The following is an 18,145-nucleotide window of genomic DNA, read 5'->3' on the forward strand; positions in this document are numbered from 1 at the left end:
TTCCTGACTGGGTCAGTAGAAAAAATGTCTGCTTATTTTTGGGATTCACCATAAATGACCCTAACGAGAGGAAAATAGAATGGAAAAACTATTTGATTACGCTGTGCTATTTAGTGCGTTGATGCTTATTGCAGCAGGCTACGCTGCGGCAGATATTGCTGATGGCCTTGCGGTTCACTTTACGTTCGATTCCGTCAAAGGCAAGCGAATTCTTGACGAGTCCGGCAACGGTCTGGATGCCGAAGTTATCAAAAACACTCAATTTGTCAAGGGCAAATACGGAAAAGCAATTCGTATCACTGGTGAAACTGAAGATTGCGTGAATATCCCGTCCTCGGATGCCTTAAAAATCAGTGATGAAATTACGATGATGGCATGGGTGTATCACGAAGATTGGACGCGGAGTTCTTCCCAATGGTTTGATAAGGGGTGCTATTCTAAGCACACTGAATCTTACGGTATGGTAGTCTGGGGTAAAAAGGATTTTCCGGAACTAGGAGCCCTTGAAACGGACTCAGTGGTCTCGATGCTTGTTGGGGGTGCAGACTTGCAGCAAAGCATTACTACACCGAACGAAATGAAGCATAGGACATGGCATCATGTCGTCGGAACCTACGGTGATAAAGCTTTAAAAATCTATCTTGATGGAAAAATAATTGCTAATTTACCTTCACAGGTTGATGACTTCTTCGGCACCAACGAGGAGGATTTGCGGGTTGGCTGTGCGAAAAATAAACCGCAGTACGCATTTGAAGGCGGTTCCATTGATGAAGTTGCGATATGGAGTCGTGTGCTCAGTGAAGATGAAGTCAGAACCGCGATGCAGGGCCCCTTGCTCGCAATCTCGCCGAAGGGTAAGGTCACTACGACGTGGGGCAATATGAAGCGGAAGGCGTTTTAGATGTCTGAATCGCGGAGGACTTGGTATAAATTTATGACAACACTTTGGCTAATTATCCAGCGAGAATTCGTCTCAAATGTTCTGACCTCCCGATTCATGATCGGTTTTGTGGTCTGTCTGATGTCGACAGCTGCTGCCGTTTTCGTTCAGGTTGCAGATTACGAAAAGCGATTGGGAACATATCACGTTGCTGTTCAGGAACATCACGAAGAGAAGCGAATGTGGGACCTCTACAGCCAAATTAATCCAAAGGCATATAGGAAACCGAATCCACTCAGCATCTTTAACGTCGGCATGGAAAAATCCGGTGCGGATATGGTGAGTATTAAATTGGCAACACCTATTTGGGAGAAAGAAGCACAGAAACAGGGATCAGACAACCCATTCCTTTCAATTTTCCTTTCTATTGATGTCATTTTCGTCTTCAAAATCGTGCTCAGTGCGTTGGCAATTTTGTTTGCTTACAACACAATTTCAGGGGAGAGGGAGGATGGTACCCTAAAACTGGTGTTATCCAATCCGGTTTCGAGGGACGCGCTCGTACTTGGGAAATACCTTGGTGGCGTGTTATCTCTGTTTCCGATTGTGGTGATGAGTTTCACTGTTGGCATCGTTATTGCTTACACCTCTCCTGCTACTGATTTTGATGCTGATGATCTGCTACGCCTCGTCATGGTGCTCGTTGTTTCGCTGTTGTATGTGTCAATCTGTTATCTTTTAGGGATGCTCTTATCTGTGTGGACAAAGGAAGCAGCGACTACGCTGATCCTTTCGATGTTTATTTGGGGAATTCTGACAATTGTCCATTCAAATATAGCAACGTTTGCAGTCGCGAAGTTCCCACCGCGTAAACCTCAACCCGAAAAAGAAGTGCTGCAACAGATTGATCAGATGTGGGAAAATTTCAAGGAAGAACGAAATGCCCAACTGAAAAAGTGGGGATATAAGTATCCAACAAGCGCGCTTTCTTGGATAGCCGATGGTCCTCTGACACTGTCGATTGAAATGCGGTCGCCAGGGGAACTCGGGTTCCAAGAACTTTATGAAATCAAACCTATTGACATCTTAGATGTTTCCAAATTTCAGGAAGTATTAGGCTACCAAGAACCGCTCCGTATTGATTATGTAAACAAAGCTGAGGAAATTTTCAAACGGAGGGAGGACATTCGCGAAAGGAACAGTCAACTCGCCAGAGATATTTCCCGGGTATCTTTCGCGGACACATATCGTTTTGCTGTCGGCGCAATTATAGGCACGGACAGGAAGAGTTATAATGATTTTATCGGACAGGTGAGAAATTATAAGCGTCAAGTTGTGGACTACCTCGCCGGTAAGAATGCATTTTCCGCGCGAGCGTGGTTTTCGAGTGATAGGGGAGCTGCAGAACTCACAGATCTACCTGTTTTTCAGCACCGATATAACTCCCTTTCTGAGGGTCTCTCGCGTGCGTCGGGTGATATTTTTATTTTATTAGCGTGGAATGTTATTCTGTTCATGGGCGCATACGTATCGTTCCTCCGGTATGATATGAGTTGAGGAGGAGGGTTATCAGTTTTTTAGTTTTCAGTTTTCAGTTAAGATGCGCTTTGTAACAATCTTCCCACCATAGAATATTTTAGGGCGAGGTGAATTGTTACCAGAAACCTCTTGTGACTGATAACTGTTAACTGACCGCTGACAACTGACAACCATTAAAAATGATTTGGCATATTGCGAAAAAAGAGATATATCATAACCTCATGACGCTGCGGTTCGTTTTGATGGTAATCCTGCTGCCTGCCCTAATGCTGGCGAACGCGCTCATATACGGCTTCGGCGATAGTGGATATAGAGAGGAAGTCGATGCGTATAACCTCGCGATGGAAAGAAGATTGTCTCGCGTTAAGGACGATGCCGACGAGAGTTTAGGGAAACTCGCTATGCGGGGTCCCGGTGAGATTTACAAGCGTCTGAGTCGATTCAAATTTTGTGCTGATGGGGCTGCTGAACTCATCCCGAACTCTATCCCCATTGCAGCGCATGGAGGCGGTCGTGGAGGTAGTGGTGGTGTAGTAGAAGACTACAGTTGGCGAGAAATGTGGACTCTTGAATATCTACCGTCAAATCATGGAGGCGGCGCAACCACACTTATCAAAATCGACTGGGTGTTCATCGGTATCTTCATGGGTTTCTTTGTTATACTATTCACTTTCGATGCCATTGCCGGGGAACGGACAAAGGGAACACTGAGCCTCATGATGTCTAACCAGATTTCCCGAGGACAGATGCTATTCGCGAAATATCTGGGCACGTTTTTTACACTCATGGTGCCGCTCACAATAGGTATCCTCATGAACCTACTGGTCATCTATCTTTCAGGGAGTATTTCGTTTAGTTCGAGTGATTGGCTTAGAATTTTAGGGATGGTCGGACTTTTTACGCTGCATATCTCTATCTTTATTTTTCTCGGACTGTTCTTCTCAAGTCGGGTATCAAACGCCATCACCAGTTTAGTGTGGTTGCTATTAACTTGGGTATGCTTGGCGTTTATCTTTCCGAGCTTACTCGGACTTTTCGTTGGTACCCTCGACCCGATTCCGTCAATAGAGATCGTCTCCTCGCGAAAACGTGCACAATTAGCAAACATCGAGGATGAATTTCGTCCAATGGAGTTGTTGGAGGTAACCAAACTAAGCGAGGCACCTTCACCTGATAATCCATCAGCCACACGCCGATGGGCAACGTACTTCACGAGAAGGTACGAAACGAAAACCCGTATAGCCGACGAACACGTAGATCAGCAATTGAGGCAGGTGAAACTCGCCAGGGAACTCACCCAAATCTCTCCGATAGTTTGCTTCCAATATGCAATGGAAGGGCTTGCAAACACTGGGATTGTTAGTTATATGGATTTTGTCAAGCAGGTTCGCCGTTACAGACAAACATTTATAGATTTCATCAAAACGGAGGATCAAGGCGATCCGGAGAGTTTACATATCTATCCTGTGAGAGAAGGGTTGTCTCAGAAACCGGTGGACCCAAACGCTATACCAAGGTTTAAAGAGCGCATTTCATATCAAAGTGTGATTTTTCCTGTCGGACTGTTAATCCTTTTTAATATCTTGTTCTTTACTGCAGCGCAGTTGTCCTTTCTGAAATGTGATCTGAAATAAGAACTTTTTGACTCTTTTCGTTAAATCTGCTATCATTTTTCCAATTGATGTGGTGGTACGCGGTTAAGCGTATTTTCACTGGTTCCGAGACCTTTTTATTTTCTCTAACCTGTCAAAAGGAGTTTATCATGAAAAGGGTTCTTGTGATTTTCGCGGTGATTGGGATACTCATCAGTTTTGCACCGTGTAGTAAAGCCAATCCGCCGGATGGATTAGTGCTACATCTGAGTTTCGATAAAAATAGCATTCAAGGCGATACCGCAAAAGATCTGTCTGAGGAAGGCAATGATGGGATCATTAACGGTAACGCAACGATGGTCGCGGGAAAGCATGGCGACGCATTGGAGTTTGATGGCAAGGATGACTTTGTTGAAGTACCACTGGAAGATTCGATTACCTTTTCCACTGGCGATTCACTAACAGTCCAAGTGTGGGTAAAAACAGACGATGAGCCACCAAAGAACGATGGGATTGTCGGAAACTATCGTCCGGGTACTGATGCGGTTTGGATACTCTCTGTCAGCGGCGATAACCCAGCGACTCGTGGCAAAATGGCTTTTAGTGTCCGGGACAAGGGACGTGCCAATAGTGCTGGGATAACTTCTCCGGACTTCCTGAACGATGACAAATGGCATGTCCTTGCTGGTGTCCGAGACCAGAAAGCAAAAAAGATCAGATTCTACATAGACGGTAAGTTGATTGATGAAGTTGATGACAATACAAAGGACATCAACAGCGGGCAGTCAATTTGGGTAGGAGAGCATCTGAACCGGTATTACAAGGGACTCATTGATGAAGTGAAAGTGTGGAACCGTCCATTGACCGCCGCGGAACTTGAGCAATCAGGCCAACAACCGTCTGCTGTTGGTGCCTCCGGAAAGTTGACGACTGTATGGAGTGCGCTCAAAACAGCACACCGGTAGTATTCTATCCAGTAGGGGCGAGGTGACCTCGCCCCTACTGCGAACTTAATCTAAAAATAAAAGCAGTATCTGATTTGATCATAGGGGATATTTAGGCACCCCCCTCGGTTAAACAACTAAAATAAGAACTCGGGCAACTGGTTCCGTTTGAATGTTGAACCTTAACTTAGCGAAAAAACGCTCACCCCACCCGACTCGTCACCAACAGCAATATACTGGTCGTTCGGTGACCAAACGAGGCTTGTGACCCCCGCTGCCAGGGCGGCTTCATGAACCGCCAGAGAACTCATTCTGCCTCGCAATTGCCAGACGTAGATCAGACCGTCAGCACCACCTGAGGCGAGCAGTTTTCCGCGATGTTGAAAACGCACAACGCTGAGAAAATCCTGATGCCTGGAAAGCGTGATCGGGTTGGTCCCAGCCGGGCCGCGACCGGAACAATCCCACACCGTAACTTCCTGACTGCCTCCGGTAGCCAAGTATCGACTCGTGGCATCCCACGAGAGTTCTCGCACTTTCGTCGGATAGCCAGTCATTTGCAAGTCTTCACCGGTAGACATAATCCAGAAATGTACGGTCGAATCTTGATCTCCGGTGGCGATGTGTTTGCCGTCAGGGCTCCACGCAATTACCAGTGATGAGCCTTTCCATTCCAATCGGCGGACGGCTTCCGACTGTTGCGGGTCCCACAGCGTGACACCGCCGTAGGCAATCGAGGCAAGTTGTCTTACACGCGGTCTCCACTGGAGATCAGAAATCGTGCTCTGATGATCGGAATATTCGCGAACAAGATCGCCGACAGCGTTCCAGAGTTTCAGCTTACGCCCCGCGGCAGAGGCGAGTATCGGTTTCTTGCCGCCACTCCAAGATAGATGCTCAACCCATGCAGCGCCCCCGTCAAGCGAATGGGTCGCTTCGCCACTCGCCATATCCCACAACCGAATTTTCCCATCTTGTCCTGCGCTTGCAAGCACCTTGCTGTCTGGACGCCATGCGATTGACATTGTACCGAATTCATGCCCTTCAAAGGCATGGATAACCGTTCGACGACCACCTTCAAAAATTGTAACCGGACCGAGAACCGACGCGGCAGCAATGTATCTCCCATCAGGGGACCACGCCAGATCAATGACGTGGTCGCTGATGGTTACGGTCCAATTTTCGCGCAGTTGAGAGGGCTGGAAAAAGCGGTTGCTCAGGTTGTTCAAGCGAGACATGCTTCAAATCCTTCAGTCAATTCAGACCGGTCGAGGTTGCGCCCGATGAAGATAAGGCTATTGTAGCGCGGTTCACCACCCCACGGGCGGTCGGGGCGACCGTCGAAGAGCATATGAACCCCTTGGAAGACGAATCGTTCTGGCTGCCCCTTGATGCTCAGAATACCTTTCATGCGGAAGATGTCGGGACCTTTTGTCCGAAGCAGGTTGCCAATCCAATCGTTCAGCCGGTCAGGGTCGAGGTCGCCGGGGGTTGTGATGCCGACCGATGTGACTTCGTCATCATGTTCGTGGTCCGGCTTAAATTCGCGTTCAACAACTGGCTTGACAAGGGTACCGCTGCCAAAGAGTTGTGCTTGAAATTCGTCGGGGTGATGCTCGGTAAACAGCGCGTAAGCACCGGGGCGGCCGATCTGCACGTCAAAGCGTAATTCGTCCGCCGTGAGATTCAATGCAATGAGGTGTCCACCCGGTTGAAGGGTGCCACCCGCCGAAAGTTCATGCTCATCATCGGAGAAAACCATAACGACTGGCTCAACAGCGGACTCCAAAGCTTCATCGGTTGACGCACTTACGGGCACCAACGCGACTTTCATCGCCGGGTCAGGACCTTCTTGGAGAACCAGTTCATGCGTGCCTGCCGAAAGGTCATAAACACCAGCCCATTCAAACGGATACTCCGGTTCCATAAACTGTGGGTCAATCTCCATCGCCCGGTCCAGATCGAATCCACCGACATTGAGAATCTTGTCCATTTCAACCACGGCGTCTTTCGTTCGATAAATCTTCGCTGCAGCGTTCATGCTGCGAATTCTGGCTTCCAGTTGCTCTAACTCTCCCTCGGTCACAAGGTCAATCTTGTTCAACAAAATGACATCGGCAAAGGCAATCTGTTCACGCGCCTCGTCGCTGTCATCGATGTGCTGCCAGATGTGTTTGGCATCAACCAGTGTCGTGACGGAATCCAGTTGCAGTTTCTCCTGCATTTCGGTGTCCATAAAGAACGTCTGAGCAACTGGCCCGGGGTCCGCAAGTCCTGTGGTTTCGACCATGATGTAGTCAAACTTATCGCGACGCTTCATCAGATTCCCCAAAATACGGATGAGATCACCGCGCACCGTGCAGCAAATGCAACCATTGTTCATCTCGAAAATCTCTTCTTCGGCACCGATGACCAAATCATTATCGACACCGATCTCGCCAAACTCGTTTTCGATGACGGCGATACGTTTGCCATGGTTTTCGGTGAGAATGCGGTTGAGAAGCGTGGTTTTACCAGATCCCAAAAAGCCCGTCAACACGGTGACAGGAACTTGATTGTTTAGCATGGCTGTGTTCATCTTTCTCTCCTTGTAGAATTTAGTCAGCGGTCAAGCTAACGATGTCCGTCTGATCCACCTCCGCCAGCGGTTTGTGAATCTTGTATTGCCGGGGCTTTCCCGGCGTCTCCATGATTGCAATGACCGTTTCAATAGGCGGGCAGCCCTCTTCGGTGCATTGCAACTGAGTAATCATCACAGAAATATCTTCTGATAGGTCAAAGACTTCGGAGACCCACGATTTGACTTGGACGAGTTGCTGTGGGTCACTCTCTTTTTGCGAATTAAAAAAATTCAGCACTATTGTATGTCCTCCTTTAAACCGTCTGTCATCAGGCTCGTATCAATGTAGCAACGTTGTACGACAGGAACCTGCCTGGCGAACGCTTGCCACTGTGAAGCCTTGTAACTCACGGTTTGCTTATTTTTTCTCAAACCCGAACGAGGGTGATCGAAACCGATCAAAACGGTGACTATCAAAGGCTGAAGGCAACGGAAGTAGTGCATCTGCTCGTGCCACGGCTTCCGCCCAATCTACGAGTCGCGCATAGTGTAGATGGAGATCTATCCGTCCTAACCACACGACACCGTGCGGTGAGGTGATACAGATGACATTTGCGAGATCGCACGGACCGAGACAGCCTTCGCTGATTGTCAATGTTATTGAAGCCGACAGCCGCTTGTTCCGCCACTCCTTGATGAGCCACTCGACGGGGACAGGCGGTTTTCGTTTCTCTGTCACGCCACAACAACAACCCTTACAAACCAGTATATGCACTAAGACACGCCGCTTTGATGCGAGTTTGGGCGACGATTCGATTCTATTTGCTCTCATACCTTTTTCCTGCATACTGTTCAAATCTCCGCTTGGCGTTGCTGATGATATTCCTCTATTATCTGAACTTGATGTTTATCAATCGCTTCCACGCTGTGAAGGCAAGTATTCGACGAGTTCATACCACTTTGCAGCCATCTCGTGTGCAGGAATAGGTTTCTTCTTCCATGCATCAGTACACCGTTGGCGATAGTCAAGTCCGTATTCAGAAATAATCCACCGCTCGTAGTCGCCTATCCATGCGATACCTTGAGTGAGCAAGCTGAAAACGCGACGCCACGCTTCCACATCACATGGATGCGTAAGCTCAGGGAGTTGCTCCGGTTTCCATATAGGCAACGAAAAATCGACCGCTGCTGTCTGTTTGGGCGCGAATTTGTAACGCTGCAAGAAAAGCCCTCCTCGGCCCCCATCGCCATAGAAAAACCCGAATCCCCATAAAATAACTCGGCTTCTGCCAGAGTCACGCCACTCATAAGCGGTACTTCCGTGCTTGCCTTCCGGCGGTCGATGTTTGGTAAAACCGTAGGCGAGCAAAGCATTTTCCTCTGCCCGGCGAATATCCTGTCCCCAACACCACAACTGTTGGTCCAACAGCGTCGTCCCGATCTTCCTGACCTTGTTCAATGCACCTGACCAAAGCGCTGATTCGTCGTCAGTTCTGTCAGACATGACTTATTCCCCCATAAGAAGCCGCTTCTACCTCTTCTCAAGGTCACTAAGCAATTCAAAAGCGGTGTCAAGAACTGTCGGTTTCTTTGCACTATTTCTTAACATGAGCCACTTTTCCTCTGTGTTACACACGATTCATCACTACCCTATGACATTCAAGGGTAGTGATGAATCTTATCGGCACTTATTTCAAAATAACCATCCGCTTCATCTGATGGAAAGACGGCGTGGACAATCGGTAGAAATAAACACCACTTGAAACCCGCTCACCCACATCATTTCGACCATCCCAATAGGCAGCACGTGATCGACCTTGATAGAAACCCGCTGGCTTGAAGCCAAGCGAAAGCGTTCGCACCAATCGCCCTGTCGTATCGTAAATTGATAGCGTCACAGGGGCTGACTCCGAAAGGTGATAAGGTATCCACGTTTCCGGATTGAACGGGTTGGGATAATTCTGCAACACCAGGCTCTGCTTAGGTACGCCAATCCCCTTAAGTGTAATAGGAAGAACAGCGTTTGCAAGCGCCTCTGGTGTCACGACGAAACTCAGCTTCTCCGAAGCAATCTCTCCGGTTGCATCCGCAACGGTGACTTCCAGAGTGTCGCCAACCTGGACGACGCTCTGGTAGGAGAGATCGGCAGTCGCTGCGGCAAAGTAACCGTCTCGCACACGATTCGTCATAATAGCGTTCGTCCGCAGGTTTCGTACAGTGACCAGATAGCCTTCAAGGTTCTGCACACCTTCTAATTGCCCACTGACAACGAATGCCCAAGTACTACTTGGCGTGTCAATTGATCTTGCAATCGGTGCCGCAGGAACTTGCGGTTGATTTGTCCACGGTGCCCCGACAAAGGCAACCTGTCGGGCGTGCGGCACGTTGACGATGTATCCCTTTGCCCCTTCAATCGGGAATCCGTTGTCTGGTGCATCCGGTGTCCAACCAACGAACTTTTGGTTGACATCATCAAGCTTAATTACCGTCGTTGCGCCAACCATCTCCGCCAGCGACCGAGCGTTCATCGGCGTGCGAGGCTTCAACGGTGAGGAGATCATGTTCAAGCCTTTGGAGAGAGAGGCGTAGTAGACCTGGCTGAAGTCATCTCCGTCTGTAGGCATTGGGGTGGCAATGAAGCCGTGAGTCTGCTCTTCGCCGTCTTCCGAATGAATTTCAAACCAACCGACAATGACACCATCATCGTTAATGGCTTGTGCAACGGTGGTTTCTGCGCCGGGAATCCCGAATAGGTGAAACTCGCCCTCTGGAGTCCGTAGAAATCCCTGTACTTCAGAGAAATCAAGCGGCGCAGTGTGACCAACAATCCTGCCATGATTGTCGATGTCATCGGGGAGCGTATGCCGCTCTGCGTTAATAGACAAAGTTGTGAACTCGCCATCCTCGTAAATTAGCCCATCAATAAACTCTGTTGGTGTAAATCCTGATTCAGGTAGATTCCAGCCCGCCATCACACCGGCGTTATTGATACCACGAAAAACATTGCCGCCAACACCGCCCGAAGAGGGAACTTGCCCGAAAGTCCCGTCCGGTTCGCGAAGAAAACTGGTGATGACGATGTCGTTTTCTGTTGGGAAATCGAAATGATACGAAGTGAGCTGACCGAGGTCGTTAATGCCCCACCCGAAGTTATCGGCTGCACCCGGATTGACTGTGATAAACATACCGTCCGGTTCTCTCAGGAATCCGTGCTGCACGCCATCCGCGTCTTTATATCGACCCGTGATTTGGCCGGATGCATTGATTCCGAATGCCCGTGTGTCTGTTGCCCCTTCTGGAGCAATCGTCTCGAAGACACCATTTTTGAGCCAGAATCCTTTCCGAACAGCGTTTGCATCCGCATAGCTCCCGACGATGTCTCCAGCGTTGTTGATACCGAAAAGCTCTGTCTCCGACGCACCTGCGAACGGTATATCGACGACCTCAATATGATACGGTACACCTATTGTCAGGTGTATACCATCTGTGGAGAGGTCGGCGACAGACTCATGGCTGTGGTCAGCGTCATGTGATGGCGCAGGTCCCAGCGGTGCAACCCAATCCAAGGCTGTCATGTTCACTGGCTGCCCCTCGACAGAAAATGTCCTGCTGACTGATACTGTGTCAAGGTCAACCTCAAGAATCTCACCGGTATTGGGATTGCTGACATAGGCGAACCCACTACCGACAGTCAGCGCGGGGCGGAGACCGTCCGCACCACTGAAATCTGCAACCACTTGTGTCGATCCGAGCAACGTCCAATCGCTTGGGTTGAACACCTGTAACAGACCGTCAACGGTCAGCACTGCTAACCTATCTCCATGTTTCTTGTCAAAATCGAAACCTCTGTAGTCTGTTGGGAGTTGCTGAATGTCGTTCGGATCAAGCTCGGTCGAAGTGGGGTGGATACGGACGAGGGCTTTGTAGCCTGGATCCGGGCGGCTACCGTAATTGCCGATGGCAAACGGCTGGGCGTGATGAGACCTGACGATGCTCGTTCGCAGACCATCAGGATAAGCAATCTTGTGTGCGGAGAACAGACCGGTTACCGGGTCGTGGGTCATCACAAAAACGCCACCATCCCCCGTGCCATCCTCACGTTTCTCATTACAACCAGCTATGAAATGTTCACCGACTATCGTTTCACCGTGCATACCGAGGCAGGATGCTTGGAAATCTTCCTTGTCGTTGAACGTTTGAACAATATTTCCGTGTTCATCAACTACCGCAAAGCCACTCGGAAGTGATCCGAACTCACGGTCAGGATCCGGGAGCGAGAAAATTATCTTTCCACCGTGCACCGGTGCTCCAGCACCGTGCTGCGGCGCCGAGGTCAATATGAGCGTGTCCGGGTTGGGTAAGAACAGGTCTTCCTCGCGCACGGTGACGTTCTTTGAATCTACACCCTCACCAAAGTTGCCATCGAAGTGGATGTTAACGCGCCCATCGTGTGAAACAAAGTGAATGGGTCTTTGCGAGTTTGCGAGTTCGCCGGTCAGGTTGAACGGCAGCAAGCTCGGTCTGCCTTTCTCCTTATCGAAATGATCGCCGTGTGCTTCGAGGTACAGACCGGAGTCGATGAAATTAACGCGATTGGCACCCGCTTGAACAGCGACTGCGATGCGCCCGCTTTCGGTCGTGTAAACACGTGCAGACCCTTCCACCATGAAGGTTTCTATCACTTCTCCATTGTCAAGTTCAATAAGTTGGAGTAAACCGGTTTCGCCATCTGCGACAAGTAACCGACCCAGCGGCTCAGCATGCTCATCATCATACTCTTGTGCGATGGCTTGCATTGAGAGGATCGAACAAGACATCAAAAACATAAGCAGAGCCAGGGTGGCTCTCATGCAAGTAACCATAAATCGTGAAATAGCGACAGAAAAGTCGCGCTGAAAAAAATACGTAAACAATGTATTCTCCAATTTTTTTATCTAATTAGGGCTTACGCAGATCGCTCTTTTGTAGCATAAACTCTCTAACGAAGCGTCATAGACTCAAAATTGCGTAAGTCCTGCTAAATGAAATTACACTTAACGGCGAACATGCCACGCGAAACATATAAAACGCGTGTTGACATGTAGCCAGTAACGGATGCTTTGCGTAATAGATGTGCTTATGGACATCCCGAAAGCCGACCACGCATGGGTCCACAATCAGATAGCGTCTACTACAGAGCAAAGCAGCGGTGTACAAAGCGCGGGGCGCGTCATAGGTAACCCCGCGATCTTCGTACAATCAAGGATATAAAGGAAAAACAAAATCTGCCTTTAAAAGGCATAATTTGCGAGTTCAGTGGAGAATACAGGTGGGGCACGACTTCGGGTGTGGATGACCAGTTTTAGAGGGATAGAAGTGTCTTCATAAAGTCGGAGTTCAGTATGAAAAAAGAAAGGTGCGTTGAGAGCAAAAGGTTCAACCTCGAAACTGACGTGCTGGCTGCAAAAGAAGCAGGCTGCACAGGTATTCTCGCGCTGCGAGTGTTCGCTAGGGCAATGCTGGCAATGCGAATGTTCGCTATGATCGTGTGTCAGTTCGATGAGACCCAGCAGCGCGACGTAGCAACATAAACCTGCTAAAACACAGATTTTCAAACTACGCCTAAATATTAACTTGTTGGGAAAAGTCGTACCGTTTCTCATACACCAGAACCTATGGTTATGATTAAAAAAAATGAATGCGAATAAACTTGACGTAAATTATAGCACGCGATTGTGTCAATGTCAAATAGAACTTAAAAAGTTGATAAGGTCACGAAGCAATTCAAAAGCGGTGTCAAGAACTCTCGGTTTCTTTGCACTATTTCTTAACATGAGCCGTTACACTCCTGCGAATATACAGATTCATCACTACCCAATGACCTTCAAGGGTAGTGATGAATCTTATCGGCACTTACTTCAAAATAACCATCCGCTTGAACGGTTTATAACTCCGATTTCCCAATCAAAGCATGGACAATCGTATCAATATTATGTCGGATCATCCCGATGTAGGTACCTTCAGGAGTTCCCTCGTTTCCCATAGCATCTGTGAAGAGCACACCACCGATCTTCACATCAAATCCTTTTGACTTCACAGCGGCTTTCACGGCTTCGAGACTCCGTGGAGAGACGGATGACTCTACAAAAATAGCAGAGATACGCCGGTCCGCAATAAACGTCGCCAATTCCTGTACATCAGCGATACCGACTTCTGTCGCAGTGCTAACACCTTGTAATCCGCGCACCTCAAACCCGTACCCCTTTCCGAAGTAGTTAAAACAGTCGTGCGCCGTCACAAGGACGCGTTGCTGAGATGGCACGCGTTCCACTTGCGACTTTACGTATGCGTCGAGTTCCATGAGTTTCGTGAGGTAGCGTTCAGCATTGCTTCGGTATAGGACAGTATTATCCGGATCGAATTCACTCAGGGCATCGCGAACCTTTCCCGCCGCTAGCATCCAAAGTTTCACGTCAAACCATAGGTGCGGATCGTAGAGTCCCTCGTATTCTGCGGGTGTTAGCAGTAGACTCCGATCTACGGCATCTGTTACGGCGACCGTCAGCGTGTCCTCCGACATCTTCGCAAGGATGTCCACCATTTTTGCTTCAAGGTGCAGCCCGTTATAGAAGATGATGTGTGCTGAACTCAGTTTTTGAACATCTTTAGGTGTCAGGTTGTAAAAGTGTGGGTCTACGCCAGGTTCCACTATCCCGGTCACCTCAACGCGCGTACCGCCAACATTTTTAACAATATCAGTAATCATACCGATCGTGGCAACAACGCGAAGTTTGTCGCCTGTGGCAGCACCCGGTTGTCCCTTCGGATCACAGCCAGCCCATACCAATATACCTATCAAACACACTGAAATGTATATTCTCTGCATAATTTTATGCATTTTCTGCCTCACATGTTAAACAGGTCTTACAGAGGTGCCGATTCACGAGATGCGCGGAGGCGATTAAAACGCCGCCGATACTGTAGAAGACCACTTCAAAAGTGCCTTCAACGGCTATCTGAGCGGTAGCGATGAATGCTAACGCCGCTATCAGTACCAAAAACGCTCGCCAGTTTCGGTGGCGTCGAACACCCCACGCTAAACTCCCGATTGCCAGTCCAATTGCGCTCGCAATAAGGATAAACTCAACACGCTCATTCGCAAGGAAACTCAACCCAATCAAAGGTAAAACTGTTCCTAAAAGCGGCATCGCGAGGCAGTGGATCGCGCATGCGAAAGGGAGACACGCCGCGCACGCGACAGAGAGACACGCGCCAGTTGTATTCGCCAATTCGTGGTTAAAATATCTTTTCAATTTTATCTCCTTAGAAAATCGAGAACGGCGGGCGATGATAGAAATCATCATCCCCGTCCTACAATTTTAAAAATTAAGTTTATACAAGAGTTTCGCATTCCGTCCTGGTTCCGGCATCGCCGATTTGATGCGGGACAGATGTTCGCGATACGTTGTATCAAAGAGGTTTTCAATCTCGAAAACGACCATGTTCTCAAGCTGCCACCACGAAAAATTGAGATAGCTCCCGATATCATAGACGAGATAGCCGTCTGTCGGTTCCTCAAATTCACCGAGTCGGGTCTGGCTGCCTGAAAAACGGGACGCGACATACAAATGCAACGGGGCAGGCGTGTAACTGATGACGAATTTACCGTTGAGGGGTGGGACACGCTCCAGCGGTCGCCCATTGCTTTGAATCGTTCCGTTGACGTAACTCATATTGAGCTGAAGATGGACTTGCGGCAGGACCTCACTCCCTATTTGGATTTCAGCCCCATCCATCACAACGTCGTGTCCCATGTATTGATAAATCCACAACCATCCTGCTGCGCCGCTGCCCCACTCTTTTTCACCGCTGTTCATCGGAACGAGATAGTTCTGTATCTGATTCCTGAAAAGCGCAAGATTGAGTCTGAATCTGTCGTCTGCGTATTTGACGAAGAGTTCAGTGCCGTATCCGTTTTCGGGTCCCAGTTCTGAATTGCCGATTTCGTAGGAATAGACAGCCAAGTGCGGACCATCGCTGAAAAGCTCCTCGATCCCCGGTGCGCGAAACGTTTTCATCAGGGTAGCCCCGGTACTTAGCCTATCCGTCCAATGATAAATTCCAGAGGCAGCCCCTGAGAAACCGTTGAAATCGCGGCGTTGGACGGCTCCGGCTCGGACAACTGCCCCAGGTCTAAACGGTTCCGAACGTCTAATGTCGTAGCGGATAGCCCCTTGTAAGGTGAGTTTGTCGAAGTTACGCTGGTTTAGATAAAATCCCGCCAACGCGAGCTCACGGGTGTGAGGAGTCCAGTAAAATCCGTCTGTGGCGTGGTCTCGGTATTCCCACGAAACACCTGCAATCGCGTTGTCTAATAGATGCGCCATCGCTGAGACGTTGTAGGTTAACAGACCGAATTCGACACCAAGTCTCCCGTTGGATTCCCATTCCTGATGCTGATAACGCGTATAGGCAGTCTGGAGTTTTACCTTTTCAAGTATTGCTGTATTGAAGCGGTACTCCATCTGTCCTTCATAACGTTGCTTGTCGAGTTCGATGTTGACCCCGCTAATATGTCCTTCTGGTGAGCCGGGAACGCCGTAATCTGAACGATAACTGCTTCCCGAGGCACCGATGAAACCCCACGGCTTAATCAGCGAAGCACCGCCTGAAAAATTAACATTTGAAAGGGCAGTGTTTTTGAGTACACCTACCGGCGTTTGTATGTCAGATGCAAGCCGCCGATTCCATTCTATATTTCCCGCAAAATCACCAATTGGGAACGTAAAACCTGTCGTTCCGGTCAAACCTGAGTTGACAGATTCACCTTGGAACGTTAGATGCATATCCAGCCGTCTCGGTAGAATTTGCGGTATGTGATTGCTTTTGACATTGATGACACCGCCCAACGTACTTGAGCCGTAAATGAGCGATGCGGGACCCCGCGTAATTTCAACACCTTCAGCGATCGTCGGATCAATCGATACGGCATGGTCGGCACTGGATGCCGATTTATCGCCCGTTCGCTCGCCGTTTTCGAGAATAAGCAGCCTGTCACCGCCCAATCCACGAATAACGGGACGCGCAATCGCCCGTCCCATCGTTCGTTGTGAAATGCCCGTCTCATCTGCCAATGTGTTCGCCAAGGTCATCCCTAACCGTCTTTGGAGTTCCGCTTCACCCAATGCTAAGTCGGTTGTTTCCTCAAACTGTGAAAGAGAGCGATTTGAACCGTATACCCTGATGGTTTGCAGTTGAAACGGCAACGTCTCCAGTTCAATTTTGAGATAAGGCGTGGAGGCATTGACATCAATTACCTGTTCAAACCGCTGATAACCGACCTTCAGAAACTGGAGCGTCTGTTGTCCTTCCGGCACTGCGTCAAATTTAAACCGACCGTTTGCATCGGTCCGGACGCTTCCCTCAAGTCCCGCAATCTGGACTCTCACTCCACCAAGTCGAGCATGCGTCCGTACTTCCGTAACTTCTCCTTCCAAGGATCGCATTGGGTTCTGTGCACTTTGGGAATCCCTGAGATAGCAAAATAGGCATACTATTATCCCAGACACCAACACGAGTAGGTAGGGACGCTTTCTAAGAATCCCTACCGTGGGAGATCTATGCGGACAGGCACAAGTGCTTGAACAAGTGCTTAACATGGGAGTCCCCTTATTGAACAGTTACCGGTATGAGAAGTGCTCCCGTGAAGTCTGGATGGTCCCCGTGAAGGAGTTGAAGTTTGATGCTCGTTTCGCCTGCCTTCAATCCCTCGAGTCCAAATCCTAATTCTTCACCATGTTCTTCTTCACCATGTTCTTCTTCACCGTGTTCGTGTTCATCTTCATGTTCCAGATGAATCTCAATAATAGCGGAATCGTACTCCGACAAGCCCAAGTTGAAGACTTCCTCATGTCCATGCTCATCCACTGCCTCTACTTCATCGAGATGGACTTCCGCTTCGTTCGCGTCAATAAATACAACATGGACCTCAATCTCTTCACCAACGCCAACGGTGAGACCGCCTTCATGGGCACCTTGATGTTGATGATAGACCACTTCTCCATTAACTTCCAGGTTAAAGCCGTCGGCATCGGCATGCATGGGGGCATCCGTTTCGTGGTCGTGGTCATGGTCATCTTCAACAATAGGGTTGTCACTTTCGCCACAACCTCCCATGAGGGGAAGTACGGTGACAAAAGTTAGTAACATTAATCGAGAAATAGCGACAGAAAAGTCGCACCGAAAAAAATAGGTAAACATTTGTATTCTCCAATTTTTTTTAAACTTTTTTAATCTGATGGTACACAGTATGTGCCCATTGCTTCTAAAATGGAATTGCACTTAACAACGAAAATGCCACGCGAAAGATATAAAACGCGCGGTGACATGCCGCGAGTATCTCATGCTTTGTTAAAATAATAGATGTACCTATAGACTTCCTAAAAGCGTACCATTCATTGATACACAATTAGGTAGCATCTACTATAACCCAAGTTGCTACTAACAAATTTTGGTGTTTGTGCTTGGGTATTTCTGTGTGTTTCAACACCACTTTTCAAGTATTTCCTCACCCCAGATGAAGTTTAATAAAATATTTGGGTAATTCTATGTTCTCCAGACCCGGTAGGTGCGGTTTCCCAACCGCACCGGG

Annotated in this window: 15 protein-coding genes; 5 read left to right on the plus strand and 10 right to left on the minus strand. The window is 48.7% G+C overall.

From position 1 onward, the window contains the following. Positions 1–79 precede the first annotated feature (79 nt). From OXH39_02955 to OXH39_02970, 4 genes are all read left to right on the plus strand, one after another. On the plus strand, positions 80–901 hold the full coding sequence (locus OXH39_02955) for a LamG domain-containing protein (GenBank protein ID MCY3549393.1): 822 nt from the start codon (positions 80–82) through the stop codon (positions 899–901). Between the two features lie 33 nt (positions 902–934). Further along, on the plus strand, positions 935–2,437 hold the full coding sequence (locus OXH39_02960; GenBank protein ID MCY3549394.1) for an ABC transporter permease: 1,503 nt from the start codon (positions 935–937) through the stop codon (positions 2,435–2,437). Positions 2,438–2,598: 161 nt separating this feature from the next. Beyond that, a complete protein-coding gene (locus tag OXH39_02965) occupies positions 2,599–4,053 on the plus strand; it encodes an ABC transporter permease subunit (protein MCY3549395.1) in 1,455 nt (484 codons plus the stop codon). 128 nt (positions 4,054–4,181) lie between these two features. Continuing rightward, positions 4,182–4,976 carry a LamG domain-containing protein gene (locus OXH39_02970; protein MCY3549396.1) on the plus strand — a complete coding sequence of 265 codons (795 nt, stop codon included), beginning with the start codon at positions 4,182–4,184 and terminating at the stop codon, positions 4,974–4,976. 161 nt (positions 4,977–5,137) lie between these two features. On the opposite strand, the gene OXH39_02975 is transcribed toward OXH39_02970, so the two are convergent. The 6 genes from OXH39_02975 to OXH39_03000 all read right to left on the minus strand — a co-directional run bounded on the left by OXH39_02975 (position 5,138) and on the right by OXH39_03000 (position 12,428). Then, entirely contained in the window at positions 5,138–6,193 is a 1,056-nt protein-coding gene (locus OXH39_02975; GenBank protein ID MCY3549397.1) for a WD40 repeat domain-containing protein, read from the minus strand. After that, on the minus strand, positions 6,181–7,521 hold the full coding sequence (locus tag OXH39_02980) for a GTP-binding protein (protein MCY3549398.1): 1,341 nt from the start codon (positions 7,519–7,521) through the stop codon (positions 6,181–6,183). Before OXH39_02980 ends, OXH39_02975 begins: the two co-directional genes overlap by 13 nt. A gap of 31 nt (positions 7,522–7,552) precedes the next feature. Beyond that, entirely contained in the window at positions 7,553–7,810 is a 258-nt protein-coding gene (locus OXH39_02985) for a hypothetical protein (GenBank protein MCY3549399.1), read from the minus strand. Between the two features lie 123 nt (positions 7,811–7,933). Then, the gene (locus OXH39_02990; protein MCY3549400.1) at positions 7,934–8,347 is read right to left on the minus strand and encodes a (2Fe-2S) ferredoxin domain-containing protein; all 414 of its coding nucleotides are present in this window, start codon (positions 8,345–8,347) and stop codon (positions 7,934–7,936) included. A gap of 78 nt (positions 8,348–8,425) precedes the next feature. Beyond that, positions 8,426–9,019 (minus strand): hypothetical protein, encoded by a 594-nt coding sequence (locus tag OXH39_02995; GenBank protein ID MCY3549401.1) that lies wholly within the window; start codon positions 9,017–9,019, stop codon positions 8,426–8,428. A 184-nt stretch (positions 9,020–9,203) separates the two neighbouring features. Continuing rightward, positions 9,204–12,428: a T9SS type A sorting domain-containing protein gene (locus OXH39_03000; GenBank protein MCY3549402.1), complete on the minus strand. Its 3,225-nt coding sequence runs from the start codon at positions 12,426–12,428 to the stop codon at positions 9,204–9,206. Positions 12,429–12,896: 468 nt separating this feature from the next. Between OXH39_03000 and OXH39_03005 the strand changes: the two genes are divergently transcribed. Beyond that, on the plus strand, positions 12,897–13,085 hold the full coding sequence (locus OXH39_03005; protein MCY3549403.1) for a hypothetical protein: 189 nt from the start codon (positions 12,897–12,899) through the stop codon (positions 13,083–13,085). A gap of 353 nt (positions 13,086–13,438) precedes the next feature. On the opposite strand, the gene OXH39_03010 is transcribed toward OXH39_03005, so the two are convergent. The 4 genes from OXH39_03010 to OXH39_03025 all read right to left on the minus strand — a co-directional run bounded on the left by OXH39_03010 (position 13,439) and on the right by OXH39_03025 (position 17,754). Further along, positions 13,439–14,380, minus strand: a complete 942-nt coding sequence (locus tag OXH39_03010; protein ID MCY3549404.1) for a zinc ABC transporter substrate-binding protein — start codon at positions 14,378–14,380, stop codon at positions 13,439–13,441. Between the two features lie 4 nt (positions 14,381–14,384). Next, on the minus strand, positions 14,385–14,807 hold the full coding sequence (locus tag OXH39_03015; protein ID MCY3549405.1) for a MerC domain-containing protein: 423 nt from the start codon (positions 14,805–14,807) through the stop codon (positions 14,385–14,387). Positions 14,808–14,873: 66 nt separating this feature from the next. Then, the gene (locus OXH39_03020; protein MCY3549406.1) at positions 14,874–17,000 is read right to left on the minus strand and encodes a TonB-dependent receptor; all 2,127 of its coding nucleotides are present in this window, start codon (positions 16,998–17,000) and stop codon (positions 14,874–14,876) included. Between the two features lie 163 nt (positions 17,001–17,163). Next, the gene (locus OXH39_03025) at positions 17,164–17,754 is read right to left on the minus strand and encodes a hypothetical protein (protein MCY3549407.1); all 591 of its coding nucleotides are present in this window, start codon (positions 17,752–17,754) and stop codon (positions 17,164–17,166) included. Between the last annotated feature and the right edge of the window lie 391 nt (positions 17,755–18,145).

The sequence above is a fragment of the Candidatus Poribacteria bacterium genome (assembly GCA_026702755.1).
Taxonomy (GTDB): Bacteria; Poribacteria; WGA-4E; order WGA-4E; family WGA-3G; genus WGA-3G.

Excerpts from the sequence above, each read along its gene's own strand:
- OXH39_02955 (MCY3549393.1), top strand. The coding sequence starts at position 80 with ATGGAAAAACTATTTGATTACGCTGTGCTATTTAGTGCGTTGATGCTT.
- OXH39_02960 (MCY3549394.1), top strand. The coding sequence starts at position 935 with ATGACAACACTTTGGCTAATTATCCAGCGAGAATTCGTCTCAAATGTT.
- OXH39_02965 (MCY3549395.1), top strand. The coding sequence starts at position 2,599 with ATGATTTGGCATATTGCGAAAAAAGAGATATATCATAACCTCATGACG.
- OXH39_02970 (MCY3549396.1), top strand. The coding sequence starts at position 4,182 with ATGAAAAGGGTTCTTGTGATTTTCGCGGTGATTGGGATACTCATCAGT.
- OXH39_02975 (MCY3549397.1), bottom strand. The coding sequence starts at position 6,193 with ATGTCTCGCTTGAACAACCTGAGCAACCGCTTTTTCCAGCCCTCTCAA.
- OXH39_02980 (MCY3549398.1), bottom strand. The coding sequence starts at position 7,521 with ATGCTAAACAATCAAGTTCCTGTCACCGTGTTGACGGGCTTTTTGGGA.
- OXH39_02990 (MCY3549400.1), bottom strand. The coding sequence starts at position 8,347 with ATGAGAGCAAATAGAATCGAATCGTCGCCCAAACTCGCATCAAAGCGG.
- OXH39_02995 (MCY3549401.1), bottom strand. The coding sequence starts at position 9,019 with ATGTCTGACAGAACTGACGACGAATCAGCGCTTTGGTCAGGTGCATTG.
- OXH39_03005 (MCY3549403.1), top strand. The coding sequence starts at position 12,897 with ATGAAAAAAGAAAGGTGCGTTGAGAGCAAAAGGTTCAACCTCGAAACT.
- OXH39_03010 (MCY3549404.1), bottom strand. The coding sequence starts at position 14,380 with ATGCAGAGAATATACATTTCAGTGTGTTTGATAGGTATATTGGTATGG.
- OXH39_03020 (MCY3549406.1), bottom strand. The coding sequence starts at position 17,000 with ATGCGATCCTTGGAAGGAGAAGTTACGGAAGTACGGACGCATGCTCGA.
- OXH39_03025 (MCY3549407.1), bottom strand. The coding sequence starts at position 17,754 with ATGTTTACCTATTTTTTTCGGTGCGACTTTTCTGTCGCTATTTCTCGA.